Source organism: Rahnella aquatilis CIP 78.65 = ATCC 33071, assembly GCF_000241955.1.
In the GTDB taxonomy this organism is placed as follows: Bacteria; Pseudomonadota; Gammaproteobacteria; order Enterobacterales; family Enterobacteriaceae; genus Rahnella; species Rahnella aquatilis.
In genome coordinates this window covers 2,132,303-2,157,971 of record NC_016818.1, presented here as the reverse complement: position 1 = coordinate 2,157,971, position 25,669 = coordinate 2,132,303, and the positions used below count along the sequence as shown (strand labels likewise).

The 25,669-nt window shown below is 48.8% G+C and carries 27 protein-coding genes; 12 read left to right on the top strand and 15 right to left on the bottom strand.

Going from position 1 to position 25,669, the window contains the following annotated elements; genetic code table 11:
* Positions 1-49: 49 nt before the first annotated feature.
* Entirely contained in the window at positions 50-364 is a 315-nt protein-coding gene (locus tag RAHAQ2_RS09910; protein ID WP_015697094.1) for a BON domain-containing protein, read from the top strand.
* 70 nt (positions 365-434) lie between these two features.
* On the opposite strand, the gene ompW is transcribed toward RAHAQ2_RS09910, so the two are convergent.
* The gene (gene ompW / locus RAHAQ2_RS09905; protein WP_013575931.1) at positions 435-1,067 is read right to left on the bottom strand and encodes an outer membrane protein OmpW; all 633 of its coding nucleotides are present in this window, start codon (positions 1,065-1,067) and stop codon (positions 435-437) included.
* 291 nt (positions 1,068-1,358) lie between these two features.
* On the opposite strand from ompW, the gene RAHAQ2_RS09900 reads away from it, so the two are divergent.
* The 4 genes from RAHAQ2_RS09900 to yciA all read left to right on the top strand — a co-directional run bounded on the left by RAHAQ2_RS09900 (position 1,359) and on the right by yciA (position 3,758).
* The gene (locus tag RAHAQ2_RS09900; RefSeq protein WP_015697093.1) at positions 1,359-1,736 is read left to right on the top strand and encodes a YkgJ family cysteine cluster protein; all 378 of its coding nucleotides are present in this window, start codon (positions 1,359-1,361) and stop codon (positions 1,734-1,736) included.
* A 113-nt stretch (positions 1,737-1,849) separates the two neighbouring features.
* Entirely contained in the window at positions 1,850-2,605 is a 756-nt protein-coding gene (locus RAHAQ2_RS09895; protein ID WP_015697092.1) for a YciC family protein, read from the top strand.
* A gap of 99 nt (positions 2,606-2,704) precedes the next feature.
* Positions 2,705-3,244: a septation protein A gene (locus RAHAQ2_RS09890; protein ID WP_015697091.1), complete on the top strand. Its 540-nt coding sequence runs from the start codon at positions 2,705-2,707 to the stop codon at positions 3,242-3,244.
* 73 nt (positions 3,245-3,317) lie between these two features.
* Positions 3,318-3,758: an acyl-CoA thioester hydrolase YciA gene (gene yciA / locus RAHAQ2_RS09885; RefSeq protein ID WP_015697090.1), complete on the top strand. Its 441-nt coding sequence runs from the start codon at positions 3,318-3,320 to the stop codon at positions 3,756-3,758.
* Positions 3,759-3,859: 101 nt separating this feature from the next.
* On the opposite strand, the gene RAHAQ2_RS09880 is transcribed toward yciA, so the two are convergent.
* Positions 3,860-4,591: an energy transducer TonB gene (locus tag RAHAQ2_RS09880; protein WP_015697089.1), complete on the bottom strand. Its 732-nt coding sequence runs from the start codon at positions 4,589-4,591 to the stop codon at positions 3,860-3,862.
* Positions 4,592-4,804: 213 nt separating this feature from the next.
* Between RAHAQ2_RS09880 and RAHAQ2_RS09875 the strand changes: the two genes are divergently transcribed.
* The 3 genes from RAHAQ2_RS09875 to RAHAQ2_RS25950 all read left to right on the top strand — a co-directional run bounded on the left by RAHAQ2_RS09875 (position 4,805) and on the right by RAHAQ2_RS25950 (position 5,833).
* Positions 4,805-5,101 (top strand): YciI family protein, encoded by a 297-nt coding sequence (locus RAHAQ2_RS09875; protein ID WP_015697088.1) that lies wholly within the window; start codon positions 4,805-4,807, stop codon positions 5,099-5,101.
* A 163-nt stretch (positions 5,102-5,264) separates the two neighbouring features.
* A complete protein-coding gene (locus tag RAHAQ2_RS09870) occupies positions 5,265-5,555 on the top strand; it encodes a TFIIB-type zinc ribbon-containing protein (protein WP_015697087.1) in 291 nt (96 codons plus the stop codon).
* Positions 5,556-5,605: 50 nt separating this feature from the next.
* On the top strand, positions 5,606-5,833 hold the full coding sequence (locus RAHAQ2_RS25950) for a YnfU family zinc-binding protein (RefSeq protein WP_337999434.1): 228 nt from the start codon (positions 5,606-5,608) through the stop codon (positions 5,831-5,833).
* On the opposite strand, the gene RAHAQ2_RS09865 is transcribed toward RAHAQ2_RS25950, so the two are convergent.
* A complete protein-coding gene (locus RAHAQ2_RS09865) occupies positions 5,834-6,016 on the bottom strand; it encodes a YciY family protein (protein ID WP_015697085.1) in 183 nt (60 codons plus the stop codon).
* A 279-nt stretch (positions 6,017-6,295) separates the two neighbouring features.
* Here RAHAQ2_RS09865 and cls point away from each other — a divergent pair, with 279 nt between their 5' ends.
* Positions 6,296-7,756, top strand: a complete 1,461-nt coding sequence (gene cls, locus RAHAQ2_RS09860) for a cardiolipin synthase (protein ID WP_015697084.1) — start codon at positions 6,296-6,298, stop codon at positions 7,754-7,756.
* Positions 7,757-7,836: 80 nt separating this feature from the next.
* Positions 7,837-8,160 (top strand): HI1450 family dsDNA-mimic protein, encoded by a 324-nt coding sequence (locus RAHAQ2_RS09855; RefSeq protein ID WP_015697083.1) that lies wholly within the window; start codon positions 7,837-7,839, stop codon positions 8,158-8,160.
* A gap of 78 nt (positions 8,161-8,238) precedes the next feature.
* On the opposite strand, the gene oppF is transcribed toward RAHAQ2_RS09855, so the two are convergent.
* The 7 genes from oppF to RAHAQ2_RS09825 form a co-directional block, all read right to left on the bottom strand.
* On the bottom strand, positions 8,239-9,243 hold the full coding sequence (gene oppF, locus RAHAQ2_RS09850; protein ID WP_015690069.1) for a murein tripeptide/oligopeptide ABC transporter ATP binding protein OppF: 1,005 nt from the start codon (positions 9,241-9,243) through the stop codon (positions 8,239-8,241).
* A 29-nt stretch (positions 9,244-9,272) separates the two neighbouring features.
* Positions 9,273-10,298 carry an ABC transporter ATP-binding protein gene (gene oppD / locus RAHAQ2_RS09845; protein WP_015697082.1) on the bottom strand — a complete coding sequence of 342 codons (1,026 nt, stop codon included), beginning with the start codon at positions 10,296-10,298 and terminating at the stop codon, positions 9,273-9,275.
* 11 nt (positions 10,299-10,309) lie between these two features.
* Complete coding sequence (oppC, locus tag RAHAQ2_RS09840; protein WP_015697081.1) at positions 10,310-11,218, bottom strand: oligopeptide ABC transporter permease OppC; 909 nt, start codon at positions 11,216-11,218, stop codon at positions 10,310-10,312.
* A 15-nt stretch (positions 11,219-11,233) separates the two neighbouring features.
* A complete protein-coding gene (gene oppB, locus RAHAQ2_RS09835; protein ID WP_013575945.1) occupies positions 11,234-12,154 on the bottom strand; it encodes an oligopeptide ABC transporter permease OppB in 921 nt (306 codons plus the stop codon).
* Positions 12,155-12,340: 186 nt separating this feature from the next.
* Positions 12,341-13,981 (bottom strand): oligopeptide ABC transporter substrate-binding protein OppA, encoded by a 1,641-nt coding sequence (oppA, locus tag RAHAQ2_RS09830; RefSeq protein WP_015697080.1) that lies wholly within the window; start codon positions 13,979-13,981, stop codon positions 12,341-12,343.
* A 375-nt stretch (positions 13,982-14,356) separates the two neighbouring features.
* A complete protein-coding gene (locus tag RAHAQ2_RS25520; RefSeq protein WP_148267124.1) occupies positions 14,357-14,569 on the bottom strand; it encodes a hypothetical protein in 213 nt (70 codons plus the stop codon).
* Positions 14,570-15,162: 593 nt separating this feature from the next.
* Complete coding sequence (locus RAHAQ2_RS09825) at positions 15,163-15,807, bottom strand: YchE family NAAT transporter (protein WP_015697078.1); 645 nt, start codon at positions 15,805-15,807, stop codon at positions 15,163-15,165.
* A 532-nt stretch (positions 15,808-16,339) separates the two neighbouring features.
* On the opposite strand from RAHAQ2_RS09825, the gene adhE reads away from it, so the two are divergent.
* Positions 16,340-19,009, top strand: a complete 2,670-nt coding sequence (gene adhE / locus RAHAQ2_RS09820; protein WP_015697077.1) for a bifunctional acetaldehyde-CoA/alcohol dehydrogenase — start codon at positions 16,340-16,342, stop codon at positions 19,007-19,009.
* Positions 19,010-19,121: 112 nt separating this feature from the next.
* On the opposite strand, the gene RAHAQ2_RS09815 is transcribed toward adhE, so the two are convergent.
* On the bottom strand, positions 19,122-19,736 hold the full coding sequence (locus RAHAQ2_RS09815; RefSeq protein ID WP_015697076.1) for a thymidine kinase: 615 nt from the start codon (positions 19,734-19,736) through the stop codon (positions 19,122-19,124).
* Positions 19,737-20,360: 624 nt separating this feature from the next.
* On the opposite strand from RAHAQ2_RS09815, the gene hns reads away from it, so the two are divergent.
* Positions 20,361-20,768 carry a histone-like nucleoid-structuring protein H-NS gene (hns, locus tag RAHAQ2_RS09810; RefSeq protein ID WP_013575950.1) on the top strand — a complete coding sequence of 136 codons (408 nt, stop codon included), beginning with the start codon at positions 20,361-20,363 and terminating at the stop codon, positions 20,766-20,768.
* Between the two features lie 188 nt (positions 20,769-20,956).
* On the opposite strand, the gene RAHAQ2_RS09805 is transcribed toward hns, so the two are convergent.
* The 4 genes from RAHAQ2_RS09805 to rssA form a co-directional block, all read right to left on the bottom strand.
* Positions 20,957-21,964, bottom strand: a complete 1,008-nt coding sequence (locus tag RAHAQ2_RS09805) for an NAD-dependent epimerase (protein WP_015697075.1) — start codon at positions 21,962-21,964, stop codon at positions 20,957-20,959.
* A 9-nt stretch (positions 21,965-21,973) separates the two neighbouring features.
* Positions 21,974-23,317 (bottom strand): UDP-glucose dehydrogenase family protein, encoded by a 1,344-nt coding sequence (locus RAHAQ2_RS09800; protein WP_015697074.1) that lies wholly within the window; start codon positions 23,315-23,317, stop codon positions 21,974-21,976.
* 215 nt (positions 23,318-23,532) lie between these two features.
* Positions 23,533-24,546, bottom strand: coding sequence for a two-component system response regulator RssB (rssB, locus tag RAHAQ2_RS09795; protein ID WP_015697073.1), 1,014 nt, complete (start codon positions 24,544-24,546; stop codon positions 23,533-23,535).
* A gap of 96 nt (positions 24,547-24,642) precedes the next feature.
* Positions 24,643-25,554, bottom strand: a complete 912-nt coding sequence (gene rssA / locus RAHAQ2_RS09790; RefSeq protein WP_015697072.1) for a patatin-like phospholipase RssA — start codon at positions 25,552-25,554, stop codon at positions 24,643-24,645.
* Positions 25,555-25,669: the final 115 nt, after the last annotated feature.

The window sequence follows — 25,669 nt, the reverse complement described above, 5'->3', positions numbered from 1 at the left end:
TTAAGAGTTTGTTTCTTTTGGTTTTATAACAAATCATGGAGTGTTATTTATGAAGCTATTCAAAACATTGTCCGCATTCTGCATGGCTGCGGTTGTGGTCATGGCTGTTGCCGCTTGTGCGCCGACGAAAAAATCAGAAGGAACCGGTGGTTACATCGATGACACTGTCATCACCACAAAAGTTAAATCTGCCCTGCTGGCAGATAAGAGCATTAAATCCACTGAGATCAGCGTCGAAACCTTTAAAGGCCGCGTGCAGTTGAGTGGTTTTGTGACGTCAACGGCGGATGCAAACCGTGCAGTTGAAGTGACTCGCGGCGTATCTGGTGTGCGCTCGATTGAGAATGACATGCGGCTGAAATAGCCTGGAACAGAACGGGTGAATGACTGAAGAGGCGCAGAAGCGCCTCTTTTTTTATGCGTTGCCAGAAAAATCAGAAACGATAGCCGGCGCCAAACATAAAGACCCATGGGTCGATCCGGGTGTTGATGTTTTGCTGCTCACCACCGGCTTTGAATTTGACTTCAGTATCAATATCCATCCACCAGACAGACATGTTAATCAACCAGTTATCGTCCAGGTTGTAATCCAGACCGGCCTGCGTTGCCACGCCCCAGGAATCTTTGACGCTTAAATCTGAAAGCCCGGCATCACGCCCGGTCTGGTTAAAATCTGCGTCATAGAATGTGGTGTAGTTGATACCCACACCGAGGTACGGACGCAATTTGTCCTGCCGGTCACCAAAGTAATATTGTGCCATCAGGGACGGCGGTAACTGTTTCACTTCTGCGATAGTCCCGGTACTTTGCAGACCGACTTTGTGCTGGAACGGTGTGGCGGCCAGCAACTCCATCCCGATATTGTCAGTGAACATGTAGCCGAGGGTTAATCCCATCTGCGTGTTGTTATTGATATTAAAAGAACCCAGACCCAGCACGTTGTCCGAACCTTCTGTCGGACGAACCGTGGCGGTCCCTACGCGAAAAATCACATCCCCGGCCTGATGTGCGCTCGAGACTGCCGGAAATGCCGCTGCTGCCACTAATGCCCAATATGCTGCTTTCATTGTCCCTTCCCTTTGTGTGGATTAGTTATCAACCGCGCGAATGATACCTACTCTTTGGTATGGTTTGATCAATGCGGGATCACATCTTTAAAACAAAAAGTAAGAAAATGCATCTTCCGCAAAGCGATCTAAATCTATAAAAACAAAGGAATTGATCTGCATCAAAAATGAGGAGATTCTGTTGTTTTGTTAACAGGTGATATTTCAGTTGCTAAAAAAAATGGCGCTGCGTAATTTGCATACTCATAGTGGGTTTTGGTTTGGTGCCGTAAGGAGTCGGTAACTTCCAAGATGGGCGAAATTAACAATCCTTGTATGACCTGTGGCGCATGCTGCGCTTATTTCCGCGTTTCATTTTATTGGGCTGAATCTGAAGAGGCTGGCGGGTGTGTTCCGCAGGCACTGACAGAGCAAGTCACCCCTTTTCTGAGTTGCATGCAAGGTACTAACAGTAAAACGCCGCGCTGTGTTGCCCTTAAGGGGGAAGTAGGACACGCGGTTTCCTGTTCTGTTTACACCAACCGTCCGACACCGTGCCGCGAATTCGATCAGTCAGGATTGAATGGCATCGCCAATGACGCCTGCGATCGTGCCCGTGCAAAGTATGGTCTGCCCCCTCTGGATGTCGATTTACCGACGATTGATCTCAGTCACCTCAGTTGCGTCTGAGCAGAGATTCAGCGGCGGGTCTGATAGGAAATCAGCGCAAAACTATCGGCGGGAGGCATTTAAAGGGTACAATCCCCGCCTTATTGATTTTTGCTTTTTGCCAAGGAGCGTCCATGTCTATCACGGCCAGTACGTTGTACCGTGACAGTTATAATTTTATGCGTAATCAGATGAGTAGCGTTTTGGCGCTCTCGGTTCTGGCCGCATTAATCACCGTCATATTGAGCTGGGTTTTAAGTCCTTCCGCTGAGCAGGTCGAGTCTATCGGGCAACTGATGAGCAATATGACCGGCATGAGCGTCAGCGATATGATGGGATATATTGAGCAGCAGATTACTCCGGAGCAGCAAAGCGCAATTTTCCGTTACAGCCTGGCCGCTCTGCTGTCGACGCTTGCCGGAAACGTGATTCTGGTTGGCGGCGTTCTGACGTTGATTCAGCTGGTTTCCCAGGGCGTTCGCGCCAGTATCACGCAAATCATAAGTGCGTCATTGCCTGTCTTGCCGCGTCTGGCTATTTTGCTGTTTATTTACAGCATCATGTTCCGTATCGGCCTCGCCCTGCTGTTTGTTCCGGCCTTCCTGATTGCGATTGCGTGGTCAATGTCACCGGTGATTTCCTGTAAAGAGAATGCCGGCGTGTTCAAAGCAATGCGCCTGAGCACCCGTCTGGCCTTCAGCAATGTGCGTCTGGTTACCCCGGCCGTGATGCTGTGGATTGTGGCGCAGGTCGTGCTGATGCTGTTTGTTGGCGTGCTGAGCGCATTAAATCCGATGATTGGCGCCGTCATTCTCGGCGCACTGAGCAATATAATCAGTGCTTTTATGCTGATTTATCTGTTCCGTCTTTACATGAAATTACATGCATAATATAGACACAACTTTTTCAGGGGCGCTCCGGCGCCCTTTTCTTTTGTCCGCGAAATGATTCCGGTATAGTCATTACATACATAAAACATGGAATGAAGTATGAAGCAGCTCCTCGATTTTCTTCCCCTGATTGTCTTTTTTGTGGTTTATAAGCTTTACGACATTTTTGTCGCATCTGGCGCGTTAATTGCTGCCACCGCGTTAGCGTTAGTCATTACCTGGATCCTGTATCGCAAAATCGAGAAGATGACCTTAATCACCTTCGCGATGGTCGCTGTTTTCGGCACCCTGACTCTGGTTTTCCATAATGATGAATTCATTAAATGGAAAGTGACGGTCATTTATGTGCTGTTTTCCGGCGCATTACTGATTAGCCAGTTGGTACTGAAAAAGCCATTAATCCAGCGCATGTTGGGCAAAGAACTGACATTGCCGGATCACGTATGGAATAAACTGAACGTCAGCTGGGCCATTTTTTTCCTGCTGTGCGGGCTGGCCAATATCTATGTAGCCTTCTGGTTACCACAAAATATCTGGGTTAACTTTAAGGTATTCGGACTGACCGTGCTGACGCTGGTCTTTACGCTGTTAAGCGGTGTTTACATTTACCGGCATATGCCGGATGACGAAAAAAAATAAACATTCTTCTGCACGGGCCTTTCTTTGAAAGGCCTTACTTTTTCCAATTGTTGAACTGTGTGAAGCCTATCGTATGAACGAGAAACATAGCTTACCCAATGGTGAAATGGTGTTGCGTACGCTGGCGATGCCAGCTGACACCAATGCGAACGGCGATATCTTTGGCGGATGGTTGATGTCGCAGATGGATATGGGCGGTGCGATTCAGGCGAAGGAAATCGCCAAAGGTCGCGTAGTGACCGTACGCGTTGACGGCATGACGTTTCTTAAACCGGTGGCTGTCGGTGATGTCGTGTGCTGTTACGCGCGCTGCATTCGTACCGGTAACAGTTCGATCACCATCAACGTGGAAGTATGGGTGAAAAAAGTCTCTTCTGAGCCCATCGGGCAACGTTACAGAGCCACTGAAGCCGTGTTTACTTACGTTGCCGTGGATGATGAAGGGAAATCACGTCAGTTGCCTGACGGGCGCAGCAATTTCAGCGTCGATGCCGACGGTGTTTCTCAGGACTAAGCCGGTTCTGCCTTATTGAAAGTAAAAAACTCACAATAAAAAGGTCGCCTCTCAGGGCGACCTTTTTTGCGTGGAAATCACAGGTAATGCGAGATACTGGCTTATTCGACAGCAGAACCGCCTTTGATTCGGAACACCAGGTTCACAACAAGATTGCTGGCAGCCTTCGGTTCATAGCGCCATTTGTTCATCGCCTGTTTCACTTCACGCTCAAACATGTTGCGCGGCTCAGCTGACAGAACACGTATGTTTTGCACACGGCCATCGCTGTCTACATCAAACTGCACACGGACACGCCCTTCGATACGTAAAGCCAGAGCACGCGCCGGATAAGCAGGTTCGCCACGTTGCAGAGGCCGCGGGCCGGTATTGCTCTGCGCATTGGTAGACGCTGACGGCTGGCTAACGGGTTTCGTGACCGGCTGATTGCTGGTGACGGGCGCATTTTGAACCGTTTGCGTCGGTTTTTCGACCCGGCGTTCAACCGGTTTCACCTTCGGTTTAACGACAGGCTTTTTCACCGGTTTAGGCTTGGGCTTTGGGGGCTCCGGGATAACAACAGCTTCAGGCGGTGGCGGTGGTTCTGGCACGACTTCCGGCTCCGGCTCAGGGGCCGGCGGTGTCGGTTCAGGTTGTGGCGGTGGCGGCGGGGGTGCAAAGTCGGCCGGATTGACCATCGTTACACTCATCACCTTCTGATCCTGGCTTGGCAATTTAATTGACTCGCCCACCGTCATATACAACACGCCCGCAATGACTGCGACATGTAAACTGACAGCAAGCACGAGCGGCACCGTCACCTTGCGGATAAATCTAAACTTTTTTAGCGGCATAATGATTCATTTTCCCCGTGAAGCCGCAAGTTTAAATGTAAATAGCAATCATATTCAACACCGAGATGACAACTATTCTCAAATAACGCCTGGTTTGATCCTACGCAAAGCACTTTCACCGGACTTCAGGTTTAGCTATGTTAATTGTGCAAAATAGTCAGGCAGCGTCTTGCTGCCTGAAATTGCTCAATAAACCCCCATTAAAGGTGACTCATGCTCTACGTTATTTATTCCGAAGATGTTTCCGGCTCGCTGGATAAACGTGCCGCCGCCCGCCCTGCTCACATCGAACGCCTGAAAAAATTGCATGAACAAGGCCGCGTATTGATTGCAGGCCCGACCCCGGCCATTGACAGTGAAGATCCGGGGGCGGCAGGAATGACCGGCTCCGTACTGATTGTCGAATTCGAAACACTCGAAGACGCCAAAGTGTGGGCGGATGAAGATCCGTACGTGAAAGCTGGGGTGTATAAAACCGTGACCGTCAAACCATTCAAACGCGTATTTTGATGTTTTATGGGCAGTTTTTCGGGCTGCCCGTTGTTCTCCTCACCTTCCTGCCCTGCCTTTAATCAACTTTACTTTTGCTTACGTCAGTTGATTGTCTAAATATCCGGTTACTCAAACTATTACCTGCGCCCTTTCCCTTTAACAACCGAGCGGAGAACCTGATATGCAATGTCCGGTATGCAAAGAAAGTCAGTTAGTGATGTCCGAACGTCAGGGCATTGAAATCGATTATTGTCCTGACTGTCGTGGTGTATGGCTGGATCGTGGTGAGCTGGATAAAATCATCGAAAAATCTGCCGCGTCACAGACCGCAGAACGGCCTGCAACGGCACGCTATGAAGAACGTGAACGTCGGGATGATCATCGGCCACAAGGCAATTACGACAACCGCGGCCATTACTCGTCTCAAAAACCCTATAAAAAGAAGAGCTTCCTTTCAGAGCTTTTCGACTGATTTCTGCTATCCCGCGCCATGACATCACACCTCATGGCGTGATTCCCCGAATGCCGTCACATTGCATTCATCGCTTCTGTGTTAGAATGCTTACCCCTGCCCATGAGGTAAGCATTATGTCATTCTTCGACGGACTGAAGTTTCTAACCAGCACAACTACGAAGGTCACCTGCCCGGAATGCGGTTATGTTTCAGAACAGATGAGCGCGAAAGTGCGCAAAAACTCCACGCTGGTCTGCAAAAAATGTGGCGCGCTTTTTCAGCCTAAATCCCGCTAATCAGGCATTCCATTCGTAGTTCACGGCATACAGCGAAAGGCGCTGGTGCTGCTGATGATGGATTTGACGGATACGGTAAATGTGGCGATAGCGCCTTGACTGTCCTTCCAGCCAGCGGCTTCTGCGGCGCTGAGTCTGGCGTAACATCCGCCAGCGGCCAACTTCATTTTTACTGCGTTTCATTCACTTATGTCCCGTAAGCCCGTGGCTGCTTCTTTTACAGAAAGTGTCTTAAGCGGAAAAACTGCGGGACATTATAGGCCGATGACGTTGTGATCCAAGTCTTGTTTTCCCCCTTGCTCCACGTTATCAGCTAACCTTGATGTCAGGGCGATGACTGTTTTATTAACCTGATACAGATAACAGAGGTAGCTGATTGATTAGCAGGATAAAGTTAGTTAAAAGGTTTCCCCTTTCACGTACACTCATGCCGATGGCTTGCGAACAGGACTTTTCGCCTTTATGACAACATTTTATACGGTAATCAGCGGTCTTCTGGTTTTCGGTTACTGGTTACTGATTGCCGGCGTCACCTTGCGCATTCTGATGAAGCGCCGGGCAGTTCCGTCCGCCATGGCATGGCTGCTGATCATCTACATCATTCCGCTGGTCGGTATTATTGCCTATCTCTCGTTTGGAGAACTGCACTTAGGCAAACGCCGCGCGGAGCGGGCAAAAGCCATGTGGCCTTCCACCGCCCGCTGGCTGAATGATCTCAAAGACTGTAAGCGTATTTTCGCCACTGAAAACAGTGAAATTGCCGCCTCACTTTTCCAGCTCTGCGAGCGCCGTCAGGGTATTGCCGGTGTAAAAGGCAATCAGTTGCAACTGCTGACGACCAGCGATGACGTGCTTCACGCAATGATGCGCGATATCGGGCTGGCGCGCAGCAACATCGAAATGGTGTTCTATATCTGGCAGCCGGGCGGTCTGGTTGATCAGGTCGCGGAATCCCTGATGGCAGCCTCACGCCGTGGTATTCATTGCCGTCTGATGCTGGATTCCGCTGGCAGCGTGGCTTTTTTCCGCAGCCCTTATCCGGCAATGATGCGCAACGCCGGTATCGAAGTCGTTGAAGCGTTGCAGGTGAATCTGTTCCGTGTGTTCCTGCGCCGTATGGATCTGCGCCAGCACCGTAAAGTCGTACTGATCGACAACTATGTCGCTTATACCGGCAGCATGAATATGGTCGATCCGCGTTTCTTCAAACAGGATTCAGGTGTCGGTCAGTGGATAGATTTGATGGCGCGCATGGAAGGCCCTGTTGCCACCACGATGGGCATTGTGTATTCCTGCGACTGGGAAATTGAAACCGGTAAACGCATTCTGCCTCCGGAGCCGGATCTCAACCAGATGCCGTTCGAGCAGGAAAGCGGCCATACCATTCAGGTGATCGCTTCCGGTCCTGGCTTTCCTGAGGATATGATCCACCAGGCGCTGCTGACCGCGACCTATTCAGCACGCGAACAACTGGTTATGACGACGCCCTATCTTGTGCCAAGTGACGATCTGCTGCATGCAATTTGCACAGCGGCGCAGCGCGGAGTGGATGTCAGTATTATTCTGCCGATGAAGAACGATTCGATGATGGTAGCCTGGGCAAGTAAGGCATTCTTTGGTGAATTGCTGGAAGCCGGTGTCAAAATTTACCAGTTCGAAGACGGTCTGCTGCATACCAAAAGTATTCTGGTCGACGGCCAGCTCAGTCTGGTCGGCACCGTGAATCTGGATATGCGCAGCCTGTGGCTCAATTTTGAGATAACGCTGGTGATAGATGACGCCGGATTTGGCGATGACTTGGGCCGCGTGCAGGAAGATTATATTGCCCGCTCGCATTTACTGGATGTGGAAGCCTGGCTTAAACGTCCTTTCTGGCACCGCATCGTCGAACGTTTGTTCTACTTTTTCAGTCCGCTGCTGTAAAAGCCGCGCCGGGCATGATGTAATACGCGCAATATCGGCCTGAAACAGCCTGAATACACTCATCTGTAAACGAGAATGATATGGACCTGAATAATCGCCTGACCGAAGACGAAACGCTTGAACAAGCCTACGACATCTTTCTGGAACTGGCCGGAGATAACCTTGATCCGGCAGATATCCTGATCTTCAATCTGCAATTTGAAGAACGTGGCGGCGCTGAATTATATGACCCGGCTGAAGACTGGGTTGAGCATGTGGATTTCGACATAAATCCGGACTTTTTTGCTGAAGTGGTGATTGGTCTGGCTGACGCTGAAGACCAGCCTATTAATGATATTTTCGCCCGTGTTCTGCTGTGCCGCGAAAAAGATCATAAACTCTGCCACATTTTGTGGAAAGAGTGACTTAGCAGAAGGATACGAAGACGAAAAAAAACCTGCCATTGGCAGGTTTTTTTTATGCTTTCCGTCTGAGAAGACTGATCAGAGCGGATCGACTTTCAGGCAGGAAACTGCGTGGCGGAAGCTGCCTTCCAGCAACGGACGGGTTATCGCACATTCTGGTCCGGCAATCGGACAGCGGGTGCGGAACACGCAGCCTGACGGCGGATTAATGGGCGAAGGTAATTCCCCTTCCAGCAACTGAATGACTTTGTTGCGCTCTTTGTCCGGATCCGGCACCGGCACCGCAGACATCAGGGCACGGGTATACGGATGCTGAGGGTTATTATATACCTCATCATAAGTCCCCAGCTCAACGGCATGCCCGAGGTACATAACCAGAACACGGTCAGAGATGTGCTTCACCACAGCCAGATCATGCGCGATAAAAATCAGCGACAAGCCCATTTCGCGCTGCAACTGCTGAAGCAGGTTAACCACCTGCGCCTGGATAGACACATCCAGTGCAGATACCGGTTCATCGCAGATAATCAGTTTCGGTTCAAGGATCAGCGCACGCGCGATACCGATACGCTGACACTGACCACCGGAGAATTCGTGAGGATAACGGTTAATCAGATTGGGCAGCAGCCCGACCTTTAACATCATTGCCTTCACTTTTTCCTTCACCTCAAGACGAGGCATTTTCGGATTATAGGTTTTCAAGGGTTCGGCAATGATTTCACCGATGGTCATACGCGGGTTCAGGGAAGCCAGCGGATCCTGGAAAATCATCTGGATATCGCTGCGCGTATGGCGCCACTCGCTGTCCGACATATTCAGCAAGTCTTTACCCAGCCATGCAACACGACCATCCGTGGCTTTCACCAGCCCAATCAGCGCACGGGCAAAAGTCGATTTACCGCAACCGGATTCCCCCACCACACCCAGTGTTTCTCCTTCGTACAGACGCAGGGTCACACCGTCGACAGCTTTCAGAGTTTTCGATGGCTGCCAGAACCACTGTTTGCCGTCTTTAATGTCGAAATGGACTTTCAGATCGGCCACTTCAAGCAGCACTTTTTTCTCAGGCGCATGGGTATTCATTGCCGCACTGTTCATGATTGTGTTGTCTGTCATACCAGTTCCTCCAGCGGCTTGTAGCATGCACGCAAACGGCCATCACCGAAACGCTCGAGCGGCGGTGCCGAGGAGCAGATATCCATCGCATGCGGACAGCGCGGCTGGAACGGACAGCCTTTTGGCAGACGCAGCAAGTTTGGCGGGTTACCCGGAATGGTCAGCATCGCGCCACCTTCGGCATCAAGGCGAGGAACCGCATTGAGCAGGCCGATGGAATAAGGATGGCAAGGTTCATAAAACACATCGCGTGCACGGCCATATTCCATGGTGCGCCCGGCGTACATGACCAGCACTTTGTCGCAGATACCGGCCACCACGCCAAGGTCATGCGTAATCATAATGATTGCTGTGTTGAACTCTGACTTCAGTTCATTGAGTAATGTCATGATTTGCGCCTGAACGGTAACGTCCAGTGCCGTGGTAGGCTCATCGGCAATCAGCAATTTTGGACGGCACAGCAACGCCATGGCAATCATCACACGCTGACGCATCCCCCCGGAGAATTCATGCGGGAACATTTTCATACGCTTGCGGGCTTCCGGCATTTTCACCGCGTCCAGCATGCGTACGGATTCTTCAAAAGCTTCGTGCTTGCTCATTTTTTTATGCAGGATAAGAACTTCCATCAACTGCTCGCCAACGCGCATATACGGGTTGAGAGAAGTCATTGGATCCTGAAAAATCATCGAAATCTGCTCTGCACGCAGCTTGTTAAGCTGTTGTTGTGGCAGATTGAGGATTTCGCGGCCATTAAATTTCGCCGAACCGCCGATGCGGCCATTGCTGGCCAGCAGTCCCATCAGGGCAAAGGCGGTTTGTGATTTACCGGAACCGGACTCGCCCACAATGCCCAGCGTTTCACCGGCACGCAGATCGAAATTCAGGTCATTCACTGCAGTCACATCACCGTCTGGTGTTTCGAAGGTGACACGCAGGTCCTGAACGTCAAGCAGGATTGGCGGGACTTTGCCGTCAACCGCGGCGGATGCTGCAAATGTCGAATGTTCAATGGTGCTCATGATTGCACTCCTTAACGATCTTTCGGGTCGAGGGCATCACGCAGGCCATCGCCGATAAAATTGAAACAAAACAGAGTTACAACCAGGAAGCCTGCCGGGAACAGCAGTAACCAAGGTGAAACTTCCATCGAGTTGGCACCATCGCTTAATAACGCGCCCCAACTGCTCAGTGGCTCCTGTGTCCCTAATCCTAAGAAGCTCAGGAAGGATTCAAACAGGATCATACTTGGCACCAGCAGTGAGGCATACACCACCACGACACCCAGCACGTTAGGCACAATGTGGCGCAACACGATATTTCGCGTGCTCACACCGCTGACCAGCGCCGCTTCGATGAATTCTTTACGCTTGAGGCTGAGAGTCTGTCCGCGCACGATACGCGCCATGTCCAGCCAGGAAACCATCCCGATCGCTACGAATATCAGCAGGATGTTTTGTCCAAAGAAGGTCACCAGCAGGATCACGAAGAACATGAACGGGAAGGAGTTGAGAATTTCCAGCAGGCGCATCATTGCGGAGTCAATTTTACCGCCCAGATAGCCGGACAACGATCCGTAAAGCGTCCCAAGGATGACGGCCACTAACGCTGCGGCTACACCGACCATCAGGGAAATACGTCCGCCGATCGCTACACGTACCAGTAAATCACGACCTGAAGAGTCAGTCCCGAAATAATGGTGAGAAGCAAAGTCAGGGGCGGCCGACATCATATTCCAGTCAGTATCATCATAGGAAAACTGGGATAACATCGGTGCAAACGCCACAAATAAGGCGATAAATGCCAGCACGACCAGGCTGGTGACCGCCGCACGGTTGTGCATAAAACGGCGTCGTGCATCCTGCCACAGGCTGCGGCCTTCAACTTCAAGTTTTTCGCTGAAGTTTTCCACGACGTCGCTATTTTTCTTACTTAACATCATTGACGTACTCCGGCATTAATAACGGATTTTCGGGTCGATGACGGCATAAAGCACGTCGACGATCGCATTGAACAGAATGGTCAATGCGCCCACTAAAATGGTCAGGCTCAGTACCAGTGAGTAGTCACGGTTTAATGCACCGTTAACAAACAGCTGGCCAATGCCCGGCAATCCGAAAATGCTCTCGATGACCATCGAACCGGTGATGATCCCAACGAAGGCCGGTCCCATGTATGACAATACCGGCAGCAGTGCGGGTTTCAGCGCGTGACGCAAAATGATACGACGCAGCGGTAACCCTTTAGCACGTGCTGTGCGGATGAAGTTGGAATGCAGAATTTCGATCATTGAACCGCGGGTGATACGCGCAATACTGGCAATATAAGCCAGTGACAATGCCACCATCGGCAGGATCATATATTTAGCCCCCCCGCCATTCCAGCCGCCGCCAGGCAACCATTTAAGCGTGATGGCAAATATCAGCACCAGTAACGGCGCAACCACGAAACTGGGTATGACTACCCCGGTCATCGCAACACCCATCACCGTGTAATCCCATTTTGTGTTCTGGTTCAGTGCCGCAATAACGCCTGCGCTCACCCCAAACACAATCGCCATGATAAATGCCGCCAGACCGAGTTTCGCTGAAACCGGGAAAGAGGCCGCAACCAGATCATTAACGGTGTAATCCTTATATTTGAACGACGGGCCAAAATCGCCTTTCGCCAGCTGTTCTAAATAATGGAAATATTGCTTATACATCGGGTCATTGAGGTGATATTTCGCCTCAATGTTCGCCATCACTTCTGGCGGAAGATTACGCTCACCCGTAAAAGGGCTGCCAGGTGCAAGACGCATCATAAAAAACGAAATGGTGATCAGAATGAATAGCGTCGGAATCGCTTCCAGACAGCGGCGTAAAATAAACTTTAACATTGCCCGTACCTGTTTCTAAGCCTGTCACTACAGCTTGATAGTTTTGGCTTGGTCACGACGGCTATCGGGTGATGGCCGCCGTGGTGGCTCTTTGCTTAAGCACCGAAAACCGGCACTAAAACATTACCTTCATCAATAAAGAAGGAGCAAGGCAGCTCGGGGATGCCTTGCTCTGACACTGATTAATTAGTGTTTGATGATGTATAAGTCTTTAACGTAGACGTTGTCCTGTGGATCCTTACCGGTGTAACCACCAACGTATGGTTTCACCAGACGCGCGTTCACATAGTAATAAACAGGGACAATCGCAGAATCTTTATCCAGCTGGGTTTCAGCTTTCTGATACAGCGCTGCACGTTCTTCGTCAGTTTTCGCGGTCAGCGTGTCCGCGATGTCTTTATCAAACGCCGGGCTCTTATAGTGAGCCGTGTTGTTGCTGCTGTCAGACAGCATGGTATTCAGGAAGGAAGAAGGTTCGTTGTAATCGGAGCACCAGCCTGCACGCGCGATATCGAAATTGCCCTGATGACGGCTGTCCAGGAAGGTTTTCCATTCCTGGTTAACGAGTTTCACGTCAACACCCAGGTTTTTCTTCCAGATAGCGGCAGCGGCGATAGCCAGTTTTTTGTGCAAATCAGAGGTGTTGTACAACAGCTCGAACGTCAGCGGCTTAGCAGGGGTATAACCCGCTTCAGCCAGCAGTTTTTTAGCCTGCTCATTACGCTGTGCCTGAGTCTCTTTGAACCAGGCTGGCGCTGTCAGTTTTGCACCGTCAGTGTAAGGAGGTGTATAGCCATAAGCTGGCAGGTCGCCCTGCGCTTTCACTTTGTTCACGATGATGTCGCGATCAAGACCCAGTTTCAGCGCTTCACGAACGCGTGAATCCGTGAATGGGGCTTTCTGGTTGTTGATTTCGTAGTAATAAGTACACAGATACGGGTCAACGTGGACTTCGGCAGGGATTTCTTTTTTCAGTTTCTGGAACAGTTCGATCGGCATGTTGTTATAAGTCATGTCGATTTCGCCGCTACGGTAACGGTTAACGTCAGTCACTTCAGAAGAGATTGGCAGGTAAGTGACCTGATTAATAACAGTTTTCGCGTTATCCCAATAAGTCGGGCTGCGTTCCAGAACAATACGTTCGTTAACGGTCCAGGTTTTCAGGGTATATGCGCCGTTGCTCACGTAGTTTTCAGGCTGAGTCCATTTGTCGCCAAATTTCTCAACTGTTTTTTTGTTCACCGGCTTCATCGCGGTGTGAGACAGCATTTTAACGAAATACGGAACAGGCTCGGTCAGCGTGACTTGCAGGGTATGGTCGTCAAGCGCTTTCACACCCAAAGTATCAGGGCTTTTCTTACCGCTGATGATGTCATCAATGTTTTCGATATGACCGTATTGCAGGTAGCTTTCGTAAGGAGATGCGGTTTTCGGATCTGCCAGACGTTGCCAGCTGTAGACGAAATCTTCGGCCGTTACAGGGTCACCGTTAGACCATTTAGCTTCCGGACGCAGGTGGAAGGTCCAGACTTTAAAATCTTTGTTTTCCCAGCTGGTAGCGACGCCAGGAATAACACTGCCATTTTTGCTGTCAGTGTTCACCAGGCCTTCCAGCAAATCACGGATAACGTTTGATTCCGGCACACCTTCGACTTTATGCGGGTCGAGGGACTGAACTTCAGAACCGTTGTTACGCACCAGCTCTTGTTTGGCGGCCAGAGTCACGCCTGCTGGCACGGTGGCTGCGAATGCATTATTGATTGAAACAGATCCTACTGCGGCCAGAATGCAGGCAGCGAGCAGATTTTTTTTTGTGATGTTGGTCATTTTTATTCAACTCCAGTTTTTATTATGAACTTGCACGCCCGGGTGCAAGATAAACCCTTGCTGGGTCAATGGGTTTCAAAAGCAGGAACGAATTGCTCAAGAAAGGCCCCCATGTAGTTACCACCCGCAGATGGCTGTCCCCTATTACTGCATGTGTTACCCGATAACTTTGGAAACGCCAGGCTATGGTTCGCCGTACGGTTTCCGGGATCCTTAAGGATGATCCCACCCCATTTGATTGACCCCGTGCACAACAAAACAAGGTTTTGCGTCACACCAGACAATCACATACTGTTATTCCTAACCTTAACAATATTATTTTCTTATTCGCCTTACGGACGGCGATAGAAAGTCCTTCGCAGTTAAGCGCCAGAATTAATTCAGTTTATAAGAAGAAGATCTGAAGGTTTGTTTTGCTGAACCGGCAGACTCAACAAAAGACAGTGTGATCTCGCCAGCCGCATGCCCGGCTTTCTTTTCGCAGAAAGCAACTGAGGATAATTTTGTGGTACGCATTGCGGCACGACACTCTCCAAAAACAAATAAAATGGCTTGAACCTTTCTGTCTCTAGCAAGATTCGTTCTCACTCAAAGCATTCCGCTTAACAAAATTCCATTTTTGAAGGCGATTTGAAAATTATCAGAAGCCTGATACAGGCGCCAATAAATTTTGCAAATTTGTTACGCAATTCTCTTTTACTCGTTACAAGCTCGATGAGCCTTCCGCAAGGATGCGCTTCGGGGCGCTGATTAACGTTTTATTTTTCAGCCAATTACGATAATTTTCGTCGCGAAATTTACGCTACCTGCTGCTTAAGAACTCACCTGACACAATCCGTTAACATTAAGATGTTTTCAAGGATAAACACCTGTTAACTGCGGTGTTAACACTAATAACATCTCGATACAGCATGCACAAGCCTTACAGAATGATGTGGGTAAATTAGCGTCAAAACGGGCAGTAAAGATGTGTATTTAGCTAAAAATTCGCTAAGTTTATTAGAAGAAATGGAGACTTGGATTAAAAAGAAGTATGAGACGAGGCTTTACGCCACATTTGAGTGCAAACGCTCTTAATTAAGTCATTAGCTGCACTATATTAATGCATTGCATTATAAGGATAGGTAATAATTATCACGAAAACTCATCAGTGTTTCCGTGATAATTCGGTGACTAAAAGATTAAAGCAGGCCGGGGAAAATAGCTTTAATGCCTGTCACAATAAATTCGATACCCAGAGACATCAGTAAAAGCCCCATGATACGGGTAATCACGTTAATCCCGGTTTGCCCCAGTAAGCGCACCAGCAAAGGTGCCGCTCTGAACAGTAACCAGCAACAAAATGCAAAGAAGATGATAGCAAGCGTCAGCCCCAGCAGATTCGGCCAGCTGTGATAACGTGAACTCCATACAATAGTCGAACTGATTGCACCCGGCCCGGCCATCAGGGGGAGCGCAAGCGGAACCACACCCACATTTTCACGTATCGCTGTTTCTGATTTTTCCTGCTTGTTCTGTTTATCTTCACCCAGTTTCCCGCTGATCATCGACATTGCAATGGTGACCACCAGGATCCCACCCGCAATTCGGAATGAATCAATCGAGATACCAAACAGATGTAAGATAGCATCACCCAGAAAAAGTGCGGTCGACAATATAATGGCAACCGACAGGTTCGCCGTCATATTGGTTTTATTACGTCCCGCTGCCGCCTGATAGCTGGTCATACTGATGAAAACCGGTAAGATCCCCACAGGGTTGACCAGCGCAAACAGCCCGACGAAAAATTTGATATACCCTGAAAAATCTAATAAAGATTGGCCCACGCAGAACTCCGCACAATTATGCCAGCAGATGAAGGTTTTGATGGGCGCTAATGTACTGGAATCCCCGTAAAGGCGCCACGCCGTTTCATAGTTTTTATCACCAGATTTCTAAATAAAAGTAGTGAATACGACTTTTGTTAAAAAACAGTTTTTTTATTGATAACTTTACATACAAAACTGTATTATGCAGGGTCAACTTTGATAATCATTCTCAAGATCAAGTTGCTGAAAGGTGTCAGCATCAGTATTTAGTGATCCAGATCAAATGAACACTGCCTACAAATAGGTAATCTTTGTGCATAGTCACTCAGCGTTACTGGCAAGATAAAACGTCCGGTGATGAAGGTGCATTAAACGTTATCTGCTTTATCCGGTGCTTCACAACTGAAAGCTCTTTGAGCAAATAAAGAGACAAAGACAACACATTGAGAATATTAGATTTAATTAGTTTCTCACGGTGACTGACAGCAGGTCTATACTAGTCTTTGGCGGATTATTTACTAAAAGAGTTTAACTTTATCAGGAGAGCATTATGGCTGTAACAAATGTCGCTGAACTAAACGCACTCGTTGCTCGAGTCAAGAAGGCACAGCGCGAATATGCCAACTTCAGTCAAGAGCAGGTAGATAAGATTTTCGCTGCCGCCGCTCTGGCTGCTGCCGATTCTCGAATTCTGCTGGCAAAACTGGCTGTTGAAGAATCCGGAATGGGTATTGTTGAAGACAAAGTGATCAAAAACCACTTCGCTTCTGAATACATTTACAACGCTTACAAAGATGAAAAAACCTGTGGCATCCTGGGTCAGGATGACACTTTCGGTACCATCACCATCGCTGAGCCGATTGGTCTGATTTGCGGTATCGTTCCGACTACCAACCCAACTTCTACTGCGATTTTCAAGGCGCTTATCAGCCTGAAAACACGTAACGGTATTATCTTCTCTCCACATCCACGTGCCAAGAATGCAACGAACAAGGCTGCGGATATCGTTCTGCAAGCGGCTATCGCTGCCGGCGCGCCAAAAGATATCATTGGCTGGATTGATGAACCCAGCGTAGAGCTTTCCAACCAACTGATGCACCACCCGGATCTGAACCTGATTCTGGCAACAGGTGGTCCTGGCATGGTTAAAGCAGCTTATAGCTCCGGTAAACCCGCCATTGGTGTAGGTGCCGGTAATACTCCAGTTGTAGTCGATGAAACTGCAGATATCAAACGTGTTGTGGCTTCCGTTCTGATGTCTAAAACCTTCGATAACGGTGTCATCTGTGCTTCTGAACAGTCCATTATCGTGGTTGATTCAGCCTATAACGCAGTGCGTGAACGTTTCGCTTCTCACGGCGGCTACATGCTGCAGGGTAAAGAACTGAAAGCCGTTTCAGATATCATTCTGAAAAATGGTGGCCTCAACGCCGCTATCGTAGGTCAGCCAGCAGTGAAAATTGCTGAAATGGCCGGCATCAAAGTGCCAGCAAATACTAAAGTGCTCATCGGTGAAGTCAGCGTTGTTGATGAATCAGAACCATTTGCACATGAAAAACTGTCCCCTACCCTCGCTATGTACCGCGCTAAGAATTTCGAAGACGCCGTCGCTAAAGCAGAGAAACTGGTAGAAATGGGTGGTATCGGCCATACCTCTTGCCTCTATACAGACCAGGACAACCAACCAGAACGTGTGAATTATTTTGGCAACAAAATGAAAACCGCCCGTATTCTGATTAACACCCCGGCTTCACAGGGCGGTATCGGTGACCTCTACAACTTCAAGCTTGCTCCGTCTCTGACGCTGGGTTGCGGTTCATGGGGTGGTAACTCCATCTCTGAAAACGTCGGTCCTAAACACTTGATCAACAAGAAGACTGTAGCGAAGCGAGCAGAAAACATGTTGTGGCATAAACTTCCGAAATCTATCTACTTCCGTCGTGGCTCACTGCCAATCGCACTGGAAGAAGTGGCGACCGATGGAGCAAAACGCGCCTTCATCGTCACTGACCGCTACCTGTTCAATAACGGCTATGCCGACCAGATCACCAGCGTGCTGAAAGGTCATGGTATTGAAACTGAAGTGTTCTTCGAAGTTGAAGCTGATCCAACACTGAGCATTGTTCGTAAAGGTGCTGAGCAGATGAACTCCTTCAAACCAGACGTTATCATCGCGCTGGGTGGTGGTTCACCGATGGATGCTGCGAAAATCATGTGGGTTCTGTATGAACACCCGGATACTCAGTTCGAAGATTTGGCGCTGCGTTTTATGGATATCCGTAAACGTATCTACAAATTCCCGAAAATGGGTGTGAAAGCGAAAATGATCGCCGTCACCACTACCTCCGGTACCGGTTCAGAAGTAACACCATTCGCGGTTGTTACTGACGATGCGACTGGTCAGAAATACCCACTGGCTGACTATGCTCTGACACCTGACATGGCTATCGTTGATGCCAATCTCGTCATGAACATGCCGAAATCACTGTGTGCCTTCGGTGGTCTGGATGCCGTCACTCACGCACTGGAAGCTTACGTTTCTGTACTGGCGAACGAATATTCCGATGGTCAGGCTCTGCAGGCATTGAAACTGCTGAAAGAAAACCTGCCAGCCAGCTACAAAGATGGCGCTAAAAACCCGGTTGCCCGTGAACGCGTTCACAATGCGGCGACTATCGCGGGCATTGCGTTTGCTAACGCCTTCCTTGGGGTTTGTCACTCAATGGCTCATAAATTGGGTTCAGAGTTCCACATTCCACACGGTCTGGCTAACGCCATGCTGATTTCAAACGTTATCCGTTATAACGCCAACGATAACCCAACTAAACAGACGGCTTTCAGTCAGTATGACCGCCCGCAAGCGCGTCGTCGTTACGCAGAAATTGCCGACCATTTAGGTCTGGGTGCTCCTGGTGACCGTACTGCACAGAAAATTCAGAAACTGCTGACCTGGTTGGATGAAATCAAAGCAGAGCTGGGTATCCCAACCTCTATCCGTGAAGCAGGCGTTCAGGAAGCTGACTTCCTGGCTAAAGTAGACAAACTGTCTGAAGATGCGTTTGATGACCAGTGTACCGGTGCTAACCCGCGTTACCCGCTGATCGCCGAACTGAAACAGATTCTGATGGATACTTACTACGGCCGTGAATTCAGTGAAGACGTAGCAGAAGAAGTTGCTGCTCCAGCGCTAAAAGCTGAAAAGAAAACCAGCAAAAAATAACTTGCTGAGATGCTGATAGTAAAAAACCCGCTGAAAGGCGGGTTTTTTTATAGTCCGAATTTGCGATTTATCGTTCAACAATCACTCGCAGGCCTTAGTCAACGCCCAGGACTCAGAGAAGCTTAGGCTTACTTTCGTCCCTGACATCAAACGCAGCCATCGCTTCTTTGTAATGCTTACGGCAGACCGAAACATAACTTTCATCACCGCCAATAACCACCTGGGCGCCATCATGTAAGGCGTTACCGTTCTCATCCAGTCTCAGGTTGCGGTTGGCCTTGCGGCCACAATGGCAGATGGTTTTAAGCTCAACCAGTTTATCCGCCCACGCCAGTAAATATTCACTGCCTTCGAAAAGTTCTCCGCGAAAATCCGTTCTCAGACCGTAACAAAGTACAGGCACATCCAGATCGTCCACAACGTCCGTCAGCTGCGTTACCTGAGCTTTAGTGAGAAACTGGCACTCATCAATCAGAACGCAGCTCAAACGCTGTTTGCGGTTCTCCTGAGCCACCAGATTAAAGAGTTCTGTCTCTCTGTTGTAAAGCTCTGCGGGCGACGACAAGCCGATTCGCGAGCTGACTTTACCCAAGCCATATCGGTTGTCGAGTTCTGCCGTTAACACCAGTGTACGCATACCACGTTCTTGATAATTATATGAAGATTGCAGCAACGAGGTAGACTTACCGGCATTCATCGCCGAGTAATAGAAATAAAGCTGAGCCATAAAGGAGTAACCCCATAATGTAATGGATGGCATAAATTTTCGGCATGTATTGTATCACATGCCTGCCAGACCATAACAACAGCGCAGTAGCGCTGATATCTGGCACGGCGAGACATTCAATCCCGGTAAAAATCACAGAAACTTACAATGAAAAATTATAACGGCATGAGATAATTATTCCCTGCTAACAAGGCAAGAATACCCGCAATGAAAGCGCAGTTTATATCTCTGCTGCGTAGAGCAAGAGTTTGTCTATACATTAAAAAAGGCAATTGAAATGCTACCCGCAAACAATCATTTTCCTGAGTTTGTGCTTCATACCCTCTCTTTTTCCATATCCTTACATTACTTGACTTCACAGATCCTTTAATTTTGTGAACAATCGCTGGCTTAAAAAACTACTTACACAAAGCATCAACCATCCTCAACAGAGTATTGAAATTAGGGTTATCACCCCCAGATAAATACCGCTAAGCGGCCTGGCTATATTTCTCAGTGGATAAACATTATTTGCTTTAAATGCGTAAATTAAGGTCAAGCAAACAAATTCGCTATTGCAGAATACAGAAGAGCATTCTATTATTAGCCAAACGCCCCCCACCAATATAATTCGAGACTAGTATAATGAGCGAAGCATTAAAGATTCTGAACAACATCCGTACTCTGCGTGCGCAAGCAAGAGAATGCACTCTGGAAACTCTGGAAGAGATGCTGGAAAAATTAGAAGTTGTTGTGAACGAGCGTCGCGAAGAAGATTCTCAGGCAGCTGCTGAGATTGAAGAGCGCACCCGTAAACTGCAACAATACCGCGAAATGCTGATTGCTGACGGTATTGATCCTAACGAATTGCTGCAAACGATGGCTGCGACTAAAGCGACCGGTAAAGCAAAACGTGCAGCACGTCCGGCTAAATACAAATACGTTGATGAGAACGGCGAAAACAAAACCTGGACTGGCCAGGGTCGTACTCCAGCTGTAATCAAGAAAGCAATCGAAGAGCAAGGTAAATCACTGGACGATTTCCTGCTGTAATTGCATCAATTAACGTAACTGTTAATGCTAAAAAGCCCATCACTCTGATGGGCTTTTTGTTTTTATTAGGGGGTAACAGTCATACGGTTAATACAAAACCGGCACAGCCTGTTGTATAAATATCCATAAGATTTAACTGATTCCATAAAAAAGGCCGCCTGAGCAGCCTTTAGCAGCACAATACCACATCAGACCTGATAAAAGTCGCGATACCAGTCCACAAAGCGCAGGACACCCTGTTCCACAGGCGTCTCAGGTTTGAAGCCAATAGCTTTCTGCAGCGGTAATGTATCGGCGCTGGTCTCGTGTACATCGCCCGGCTGCATTGGCAGCATATTTTTTCCCGCAACCCTTCCTAACGCCTTTTCCAGCGCACTTATATATGTCATCAGCTTCACCGGATTGCTGTTGCCAATATTATAAACGCAATAAGGTGCAGAACTGCTGGCAGGAGAGCCGTTTTCTACAGTCCAGTCCGGATCCGCGTGTGGTATCACGTCTTGTAAACGAACAATGGCTTCGGTGATATCGTCGATATAAGTAAAATCACGACGCATTTCACCATGGTTATAAACATCTATGTTCTGCCCGGCCAGTATTGCTTTGGTGAACTTAAACAATGCCATGTCCGGGCGTCCCCACGGACCATATACGGTAAAGAAACGTAATCCGGTGGTAGGAATTTTATAAAGATGTGAGTAGGTATGAGCCATTAATTCATTGGCCTTTTTCGTTGCAGCATACAGCGAAACAGGATGATCGACAGAATCATCCGTTGAAAAAGGCTGTTTTTTGTTCAGACCATAAACTGAACTGGAGGAAGCATAAAGCAAATGCCCGACTTTATTATGACGACAACCTTCCAGAATGTTAACAAATCCTATGAGGTTGGAATCAGCATAAGCCAGGGGATTTTCGATTGAATATCGGACACCGGCCTGCGCGGCTAAATGGATAACGCGTTCAAACCGTTGTTCCGCAAACAATGCGGACATGCCCTCACGATCAGCTAAATCCAGCTTAATAAATTCAAAGCCGTCTTTATTTTCCAGTTGAGCAAGGCGGGCAAGTTTCAGATTGACGTCGTAGTAGTCATTCAGATTATCGATGCCGATAACGCAATGACCTGCAGCCAACAAACGTTGTGACACATAGAAGCCAATAAAGCCCGCTGCGCCAGTGACCAGATATTTCATGAAAACTCCTTACAGAACCGGATTGATTGATGCGCCACGGCCTATGCCGTAGTAAGTAAATCCGCGTTTCTCCAAACGTTCAGGATCGAATAAATTACGACCATCAAAGATCACCGGCTCTTTTAATGCTTTTTTGATCACATCAAAATCCGGCGCACGGAAATTCTGCCATTCCGTACAAATAATCAACGCATCAGCATTATGTAGTGCTGATTCTTTGGTTCCCATCAACTCCAGATCATCACGGTGACCGTAGATGCGCTGCGTTTCATTCATGGCTTCCGGATCATAAGCTTTGATTTTCGCACCCGCAGCCCAAAGTTGTTCCATTAATACGCGACTCGAAGCTTCACGCATGTCATCGGTATTTGGCTTGAATGACAGTCCCCACAGTGCAAAGGTCTTCCCTTCCAGGTTATCGCCGAAATGACGCTGAATGAAAGCAGGCAACTTATATTTTTGCTGGTAATTGACCTGTTCCACGGCCTGCAACAATTTCGGCTGATAGCCAATGTGCTCAGCAGTGCGGATTAGCGCCTGGACGTCTTTAGGGAAACAGGAACCGCCGTAGCCGCAGCCCGGGTAGATAAAGTGGTAACCAATACGTGAATCAGAACCGATGCCCTGACGGACTTTTTCGATATCCGCACCCAGCATTTCTGCCAGATTAGACATTTCATTCATGAAACTGATTTTGGTCGCCAGCATACAGTTGGCGGCATATTTGGTCAGCTCGGCACTGCGGATATCCATCAGGATCATACGATCGTGATTACGATTGAAAGGTTCGTAAAGTTCACGGATCGGATCGATGGCGTCCGGATTGTCAGTACCGATGACGATACGTTCAGGTCGCATACAGTCCGCGACTGCCGCACCTTCTTTGAGGAATTCAGGGTTTGATACGACATCGAAGCTGATATCCACACCGCGTTCTTTGAGTTTCTCTGTCATCACGGCACGGACTTTGTCCGCCGTGCCGACCGGAACGGTAGATTTATCAATGACCACTTTCGGCCCGGTCATGTGCTCAGCGATCGTACGGGCAACGGCAGTCACATATTTCAAATCAGCGGAACCATCTTCATCCGGAGGAGTACCCACCGCGATGAATTGTACCGTTGCATGCGCTACACCTTCAGCCGCATTGGTGCTGAACAGCAAGCGCCCTGCTTCATAGTTGCTCTGAACCAGAGGCGTCAGGCCCGGCTCAAAAATTGGGATCAGCCCGTTTTTCAGGTTTTCTACTTTCTTTGCATCTACATCGATACACAAAACTTCATGCCCAACTTCAGCAAGAACCGCCGCCTGAACAAGTCCGACGTAACCGATACCAAAAACTGTTACTTTCATCAGCGAATTCCTATTTGTTATTTTAAACAATGTAAAATAGACAGCCAAATTTACCGGAACGGATTATACCAGTTTCAGCCGCAAGTGCGCCTGCAAAGGCATATTTTGCATTGAGATACGTCTTAGAAGATTGAAATAAAGTATGAAGACAAAAAATCGTGCAGAAAAAATGCTCAGGATTATTAATAAATTATTATCAATAGTAATAAATTTGCTCAATCAACAGACAGCATTAATCTCAGACGTCCACCCGAACCCCAGACCTGACATTGCCAGGCATCACATTTCTGACTGATTTGATTGGAGTAAGTTGCGCCGGTGGTGCCGAGCGGCACACCATTGCTAAGCTGGATCATATTGGTTCCGGTATTCACATTGGCATGTAATCCCGCAGAAACCAGAATGAGATTCTTATACTCGGCATGATAATAACCCAACAGCAAAGGGAATTGTCCGTCAAGATTTGCCTGCTTGAATAAATGATTGACTTGTTTAAGCAGTGTCGACATTTGCGGCAACCGCTGATGCTGATTACTTAAATGCTCACGTAATAAGCTGTTAAAAATAGCCCGCAGCAATAGCGCAGCCAGTACGCCATTTTCGTTGGCCCGGGTGACATCCAGACAATAAAAACCGAGATCTTTGGAGGAAAGCGCAGCGATATCCAGCACCAGCCCCGGACTTTCCGCTGACGTCAGTTGCCGGTAGTTAATGCGACAATGCGCCAGCCTCTGCTGAACCGGTGGCTGTAATTCCTGCAACAAACGCTGTGCTTCATTAGGATTACGGCACAGCGCTTCCCAGTCCTGAACCAGCGAACTTTCCTCCATCGCCTGTGATGAAAAAAGCTTTGGGTATAAAGAAGAAAGCAGCGCCTCGCGTAACCGGTTGAGATCAGTGATCGGTTTGAGGAGAACATCTTCCACGCCAAGACGCAGCATTGACGCAACGTCGGTCATTTTATCAGTGGCGGAAATCACCAGAACAGGGATTTTATTCCCCTGTAATCGCAAGTTTTCAACAAATTCCATCCCACCCATCTCAGGCATGGCTAAATCACAGAGGATCAGGTCAGGCGGGTAATCTTCAACCAGAGACAAAGCCTCAAGGCCATTTTCGGCTTCAGTAAATGTCGCACCCAGGGAACTCACATAGCCGGCAAGTATGGATCGGAAAACGGCTTCGTCTTCAACGATGAGAATATGCTTGCTTGTAAGTGGCTTGTCCATCAGGGTCCCCCAGAATTTCTTATTCTAATAGTGGCTCATAAAGCCTGTTTTTGCTTGGCAGAATTGTCAGATTAGGCCAAACACATTTTAAGCCATTCAGAACTGTCTATTTTTAATCAGGGGCAGCAATTGCTCTCTCTGTTTTTCAACGGCAAGACGGCCCGCCTCGATCGCTTCTTCTGCCCGATGGAAATCCAGTGTCGAGATTTGCGGACAATAAGGCTGGATCAGCACATCCGGCGGATCGCCTGCCATACGGTTACGCTTGAGGCGGTTTTCCAGCACCTGAATGGACGTTGACATAATTTCCATCGCCGAGGGGCTGACGTTGGGTTTTCGGGCATTTGGCCGGGTTAAACGCTGGCGTATTCTGTCACGCCAGCTCACTTCTTTCTCAGTATCCAGTGCTTCCCCCGTCGGTTGTACTGTCAGCAAATCCTGCTGCATCAGATGCGCGTCGTGCTGGAGATCGACGGCGATAACGATATCTGCACCAAGTGCGCGGGTTAGCGAAATGGGCACCGGATTCACCACCGCCCCGTCAACCAGCCAGTAACCGTTGTGCCAGACCGGTGCCAGCAGGCCGGGCATGCTGCACGAGGCGCGGATAGCCTCATGCAAATCCCCTTCTGTCAGCCACAATTCGCGACCGGTACTCAGATTGGTGGCAACTGCGCCAAACTTCTTCGAGCACTTTTCAAACTCATCAATGCGGATCAACTGCCCCACGGCATTGAACACACGCTCTCCGCGCAGCAATCCTCCGCGCTTCCACGAAAAATCCATCAGCCGCAGCACATCCCAGTAACTGAACGAGCGGACCCAGGTTTCTATTGCCGGTAATCTGTTACTGACGTAGGCCGCGCCGACCAGTGCGCCGACCGAACAACCGGCGACGACATCGACCTCGATATCCATTTCTTTCAGGGCATTAATCACACCAATGTGCGCCCACCCTTTCGCGGCTCCCGAGCCAAGGGCAAGACCAATGGTGACTTTTCTGCTCATCTGATGACCTTATATTGCGCATAGCGTTAGAATCAGCGGGCAAGCGCGTTGTCACCCGGCGAGTTTGTTAGGTAACATATCGGTTTGGTGCATTCAATAGCGTAACCTGCGTTGT

Coding starts and splice junctions, on each gene's coding strand:
- RAHAQ2_RS09910 (WP_015697094.1), top strand. CDS start 50: ATGAAGCTATTCAAAACATTGTCCGCATTCTGCATGGCTGCGGTTGTG.
- ompW (WP_013575931.1), bottom strand. CDS start 1,067: ATGAAAGCAGCATATTGGGCATTAGTGGCAGCAGCGGCATTTCCGGCA.
- RAHAQ2_RS09900 (WP_015697093.1), top strand. CDS start 1,359: ATGGGCGAAATTAACAATCCTTGTATGACCTGTGGCGCATGCTGCGCT.
- RAHAQ2_RS09895 (WP_015697092.1), top strand. CDS start 1,850: ATGTCTATCACGGCCAGTACGTTGTACCGTGACAGTTATAATTTTATG.
- RAHAQ2_RS09890 (WP_015697091.1), top strand. CDS start 2,705: ATGAAGCAGCTCCTCGATTTTCTTCCCCTGATTGTCTTTTTTGTGGTT.
- yciA (WP_015697090.1), top strand. CDS start 3,318: ATGAACGAGAAACATAGCTTACCCAATGGTGAAATGGTGTTGCGTACG.
- RAHAQ2_RS09880 (WP_015697089.1), bottom strand. CDS start 4,591: ATGCCGCTAAAAAAGTTTAGATTTATCCGCAAGGTGACGGTGCCGCTC.
- RAHAQ2_RS09875 (WP_015697088.1), top strand. CDS start 4,805: ATGCTCTACGTTATTTATTCCGAAGATGTTTCCGGCTCGCTGGATAAA.
- RAHAQ2_RS09870 (WP_015697087.1), top strand. CDS start 5,265: ATGCAATGTCCGGTATGCAAAGAAAGTCAGTTAGTGATGTCCGAACGT.
- RAHAQ2_RS25950 (WP_337999434.1), top strand. CDS start 5,606: ATGCCGTCACATTGCATTCATCGCTTCTGTGTTAGAATGCTTACCCCT.
- RAHAQ2_RS09865 (WP_015697085.1), bottom strand. CDS start 6,016: ATGAAACGCAGTAAAAATGAAGTTGGCCGCTGGCGGATGTTACGCCAG.
- cls (WP_015697084.1), top strand. CDS start 6,296: ATGACAACATTTTATACGGTAATCAGCGGTCTTCTGGTTTTCGGTTAC.
- RAHAQ2_RS09855 (WP_015697083.1), top strand. CDS start 7,837: ATGGACCTGAATAATCGCCTGACCGAAGACGAAACGCTTGAACAAGCC.
- oppF (WP_015690069.1), bottom strand. CDS start 9,243: ATGAATACCCATGCGCCTGAGAAAAAAGTGCTGCTTGAAGTGGCCGAT.
- oppD (WP_015697082.1), bottom strand. CDS start 10,298: ATGAGCACCATTGAACATTCGACATTTGCAGCATCCGCCGCGGTTGAC.
- oppC (WP_015697081.1), bottom strand. CDS start 11,218: ATGATGTTAAGTAAGAAAAATAGCGACGTCGTGGAAAACTTCAGCGAA.
- oppB (WP_013575945.1), bottom strand. CDS start 12,154: ATGTTAAAGTTTATTTTACGCCGCTGTCTGGAAGCGATTCCGACGCTA.
- oppA (WP_015697080.1), bottom strand. CDS start 13,981: ATGACCAACATCACAAAAAAAAATCTGCTCGCTGCCTGCATTCTGGCC.
- adhE (WP_015697077.1), top strand. CDS start 16,340: ATGGCTGTAACAAATGTCGCTGAACTAAACGCACTCGTTGCTCGAGTC.
- RAHAQ2_RS09815 (WP_015697076.1), bottom strand. CDS start 19,736: ATGGCTCAGCTTTATTTCTATTACTCGGCGATGAATGCCGGTAAGTCT.
- hns (WP_013575950.1), top strand. CDS start 20,361: ATGAGCGAAGCATTAAAGATTCTGAACAACATCCGTACTCTGCGTGCG.
- RAHAQ2_RS09805 (WP_015697075.1), bottom strand. CDS start 21,964: ATGAAATATCTGGTCACTGGCGCAGCGGGCTTTATTGGCTTCTATGTG.
- RAHAQ2_RS09800 (WP_015697074.1), bottom strand. CDS start 23,317: ATGAAAGTAACAGTTTTTGGTATCGGTTACGTCGGACTTGTTCAGGCG.
- rssB (WP_015697073.1), bottom strand. CDS start 24,546: ATGGACAAGCCACTTACAAGCAAGCATATTCTCATCGTTGAAGACGAA.
- rssA (WP_015697072.1), bottom strand. CDS start 25,554: ATGAGCAGAAAAGTCACCATTGGTCTTGCCCTTGGCTCGGGAGCCGCG.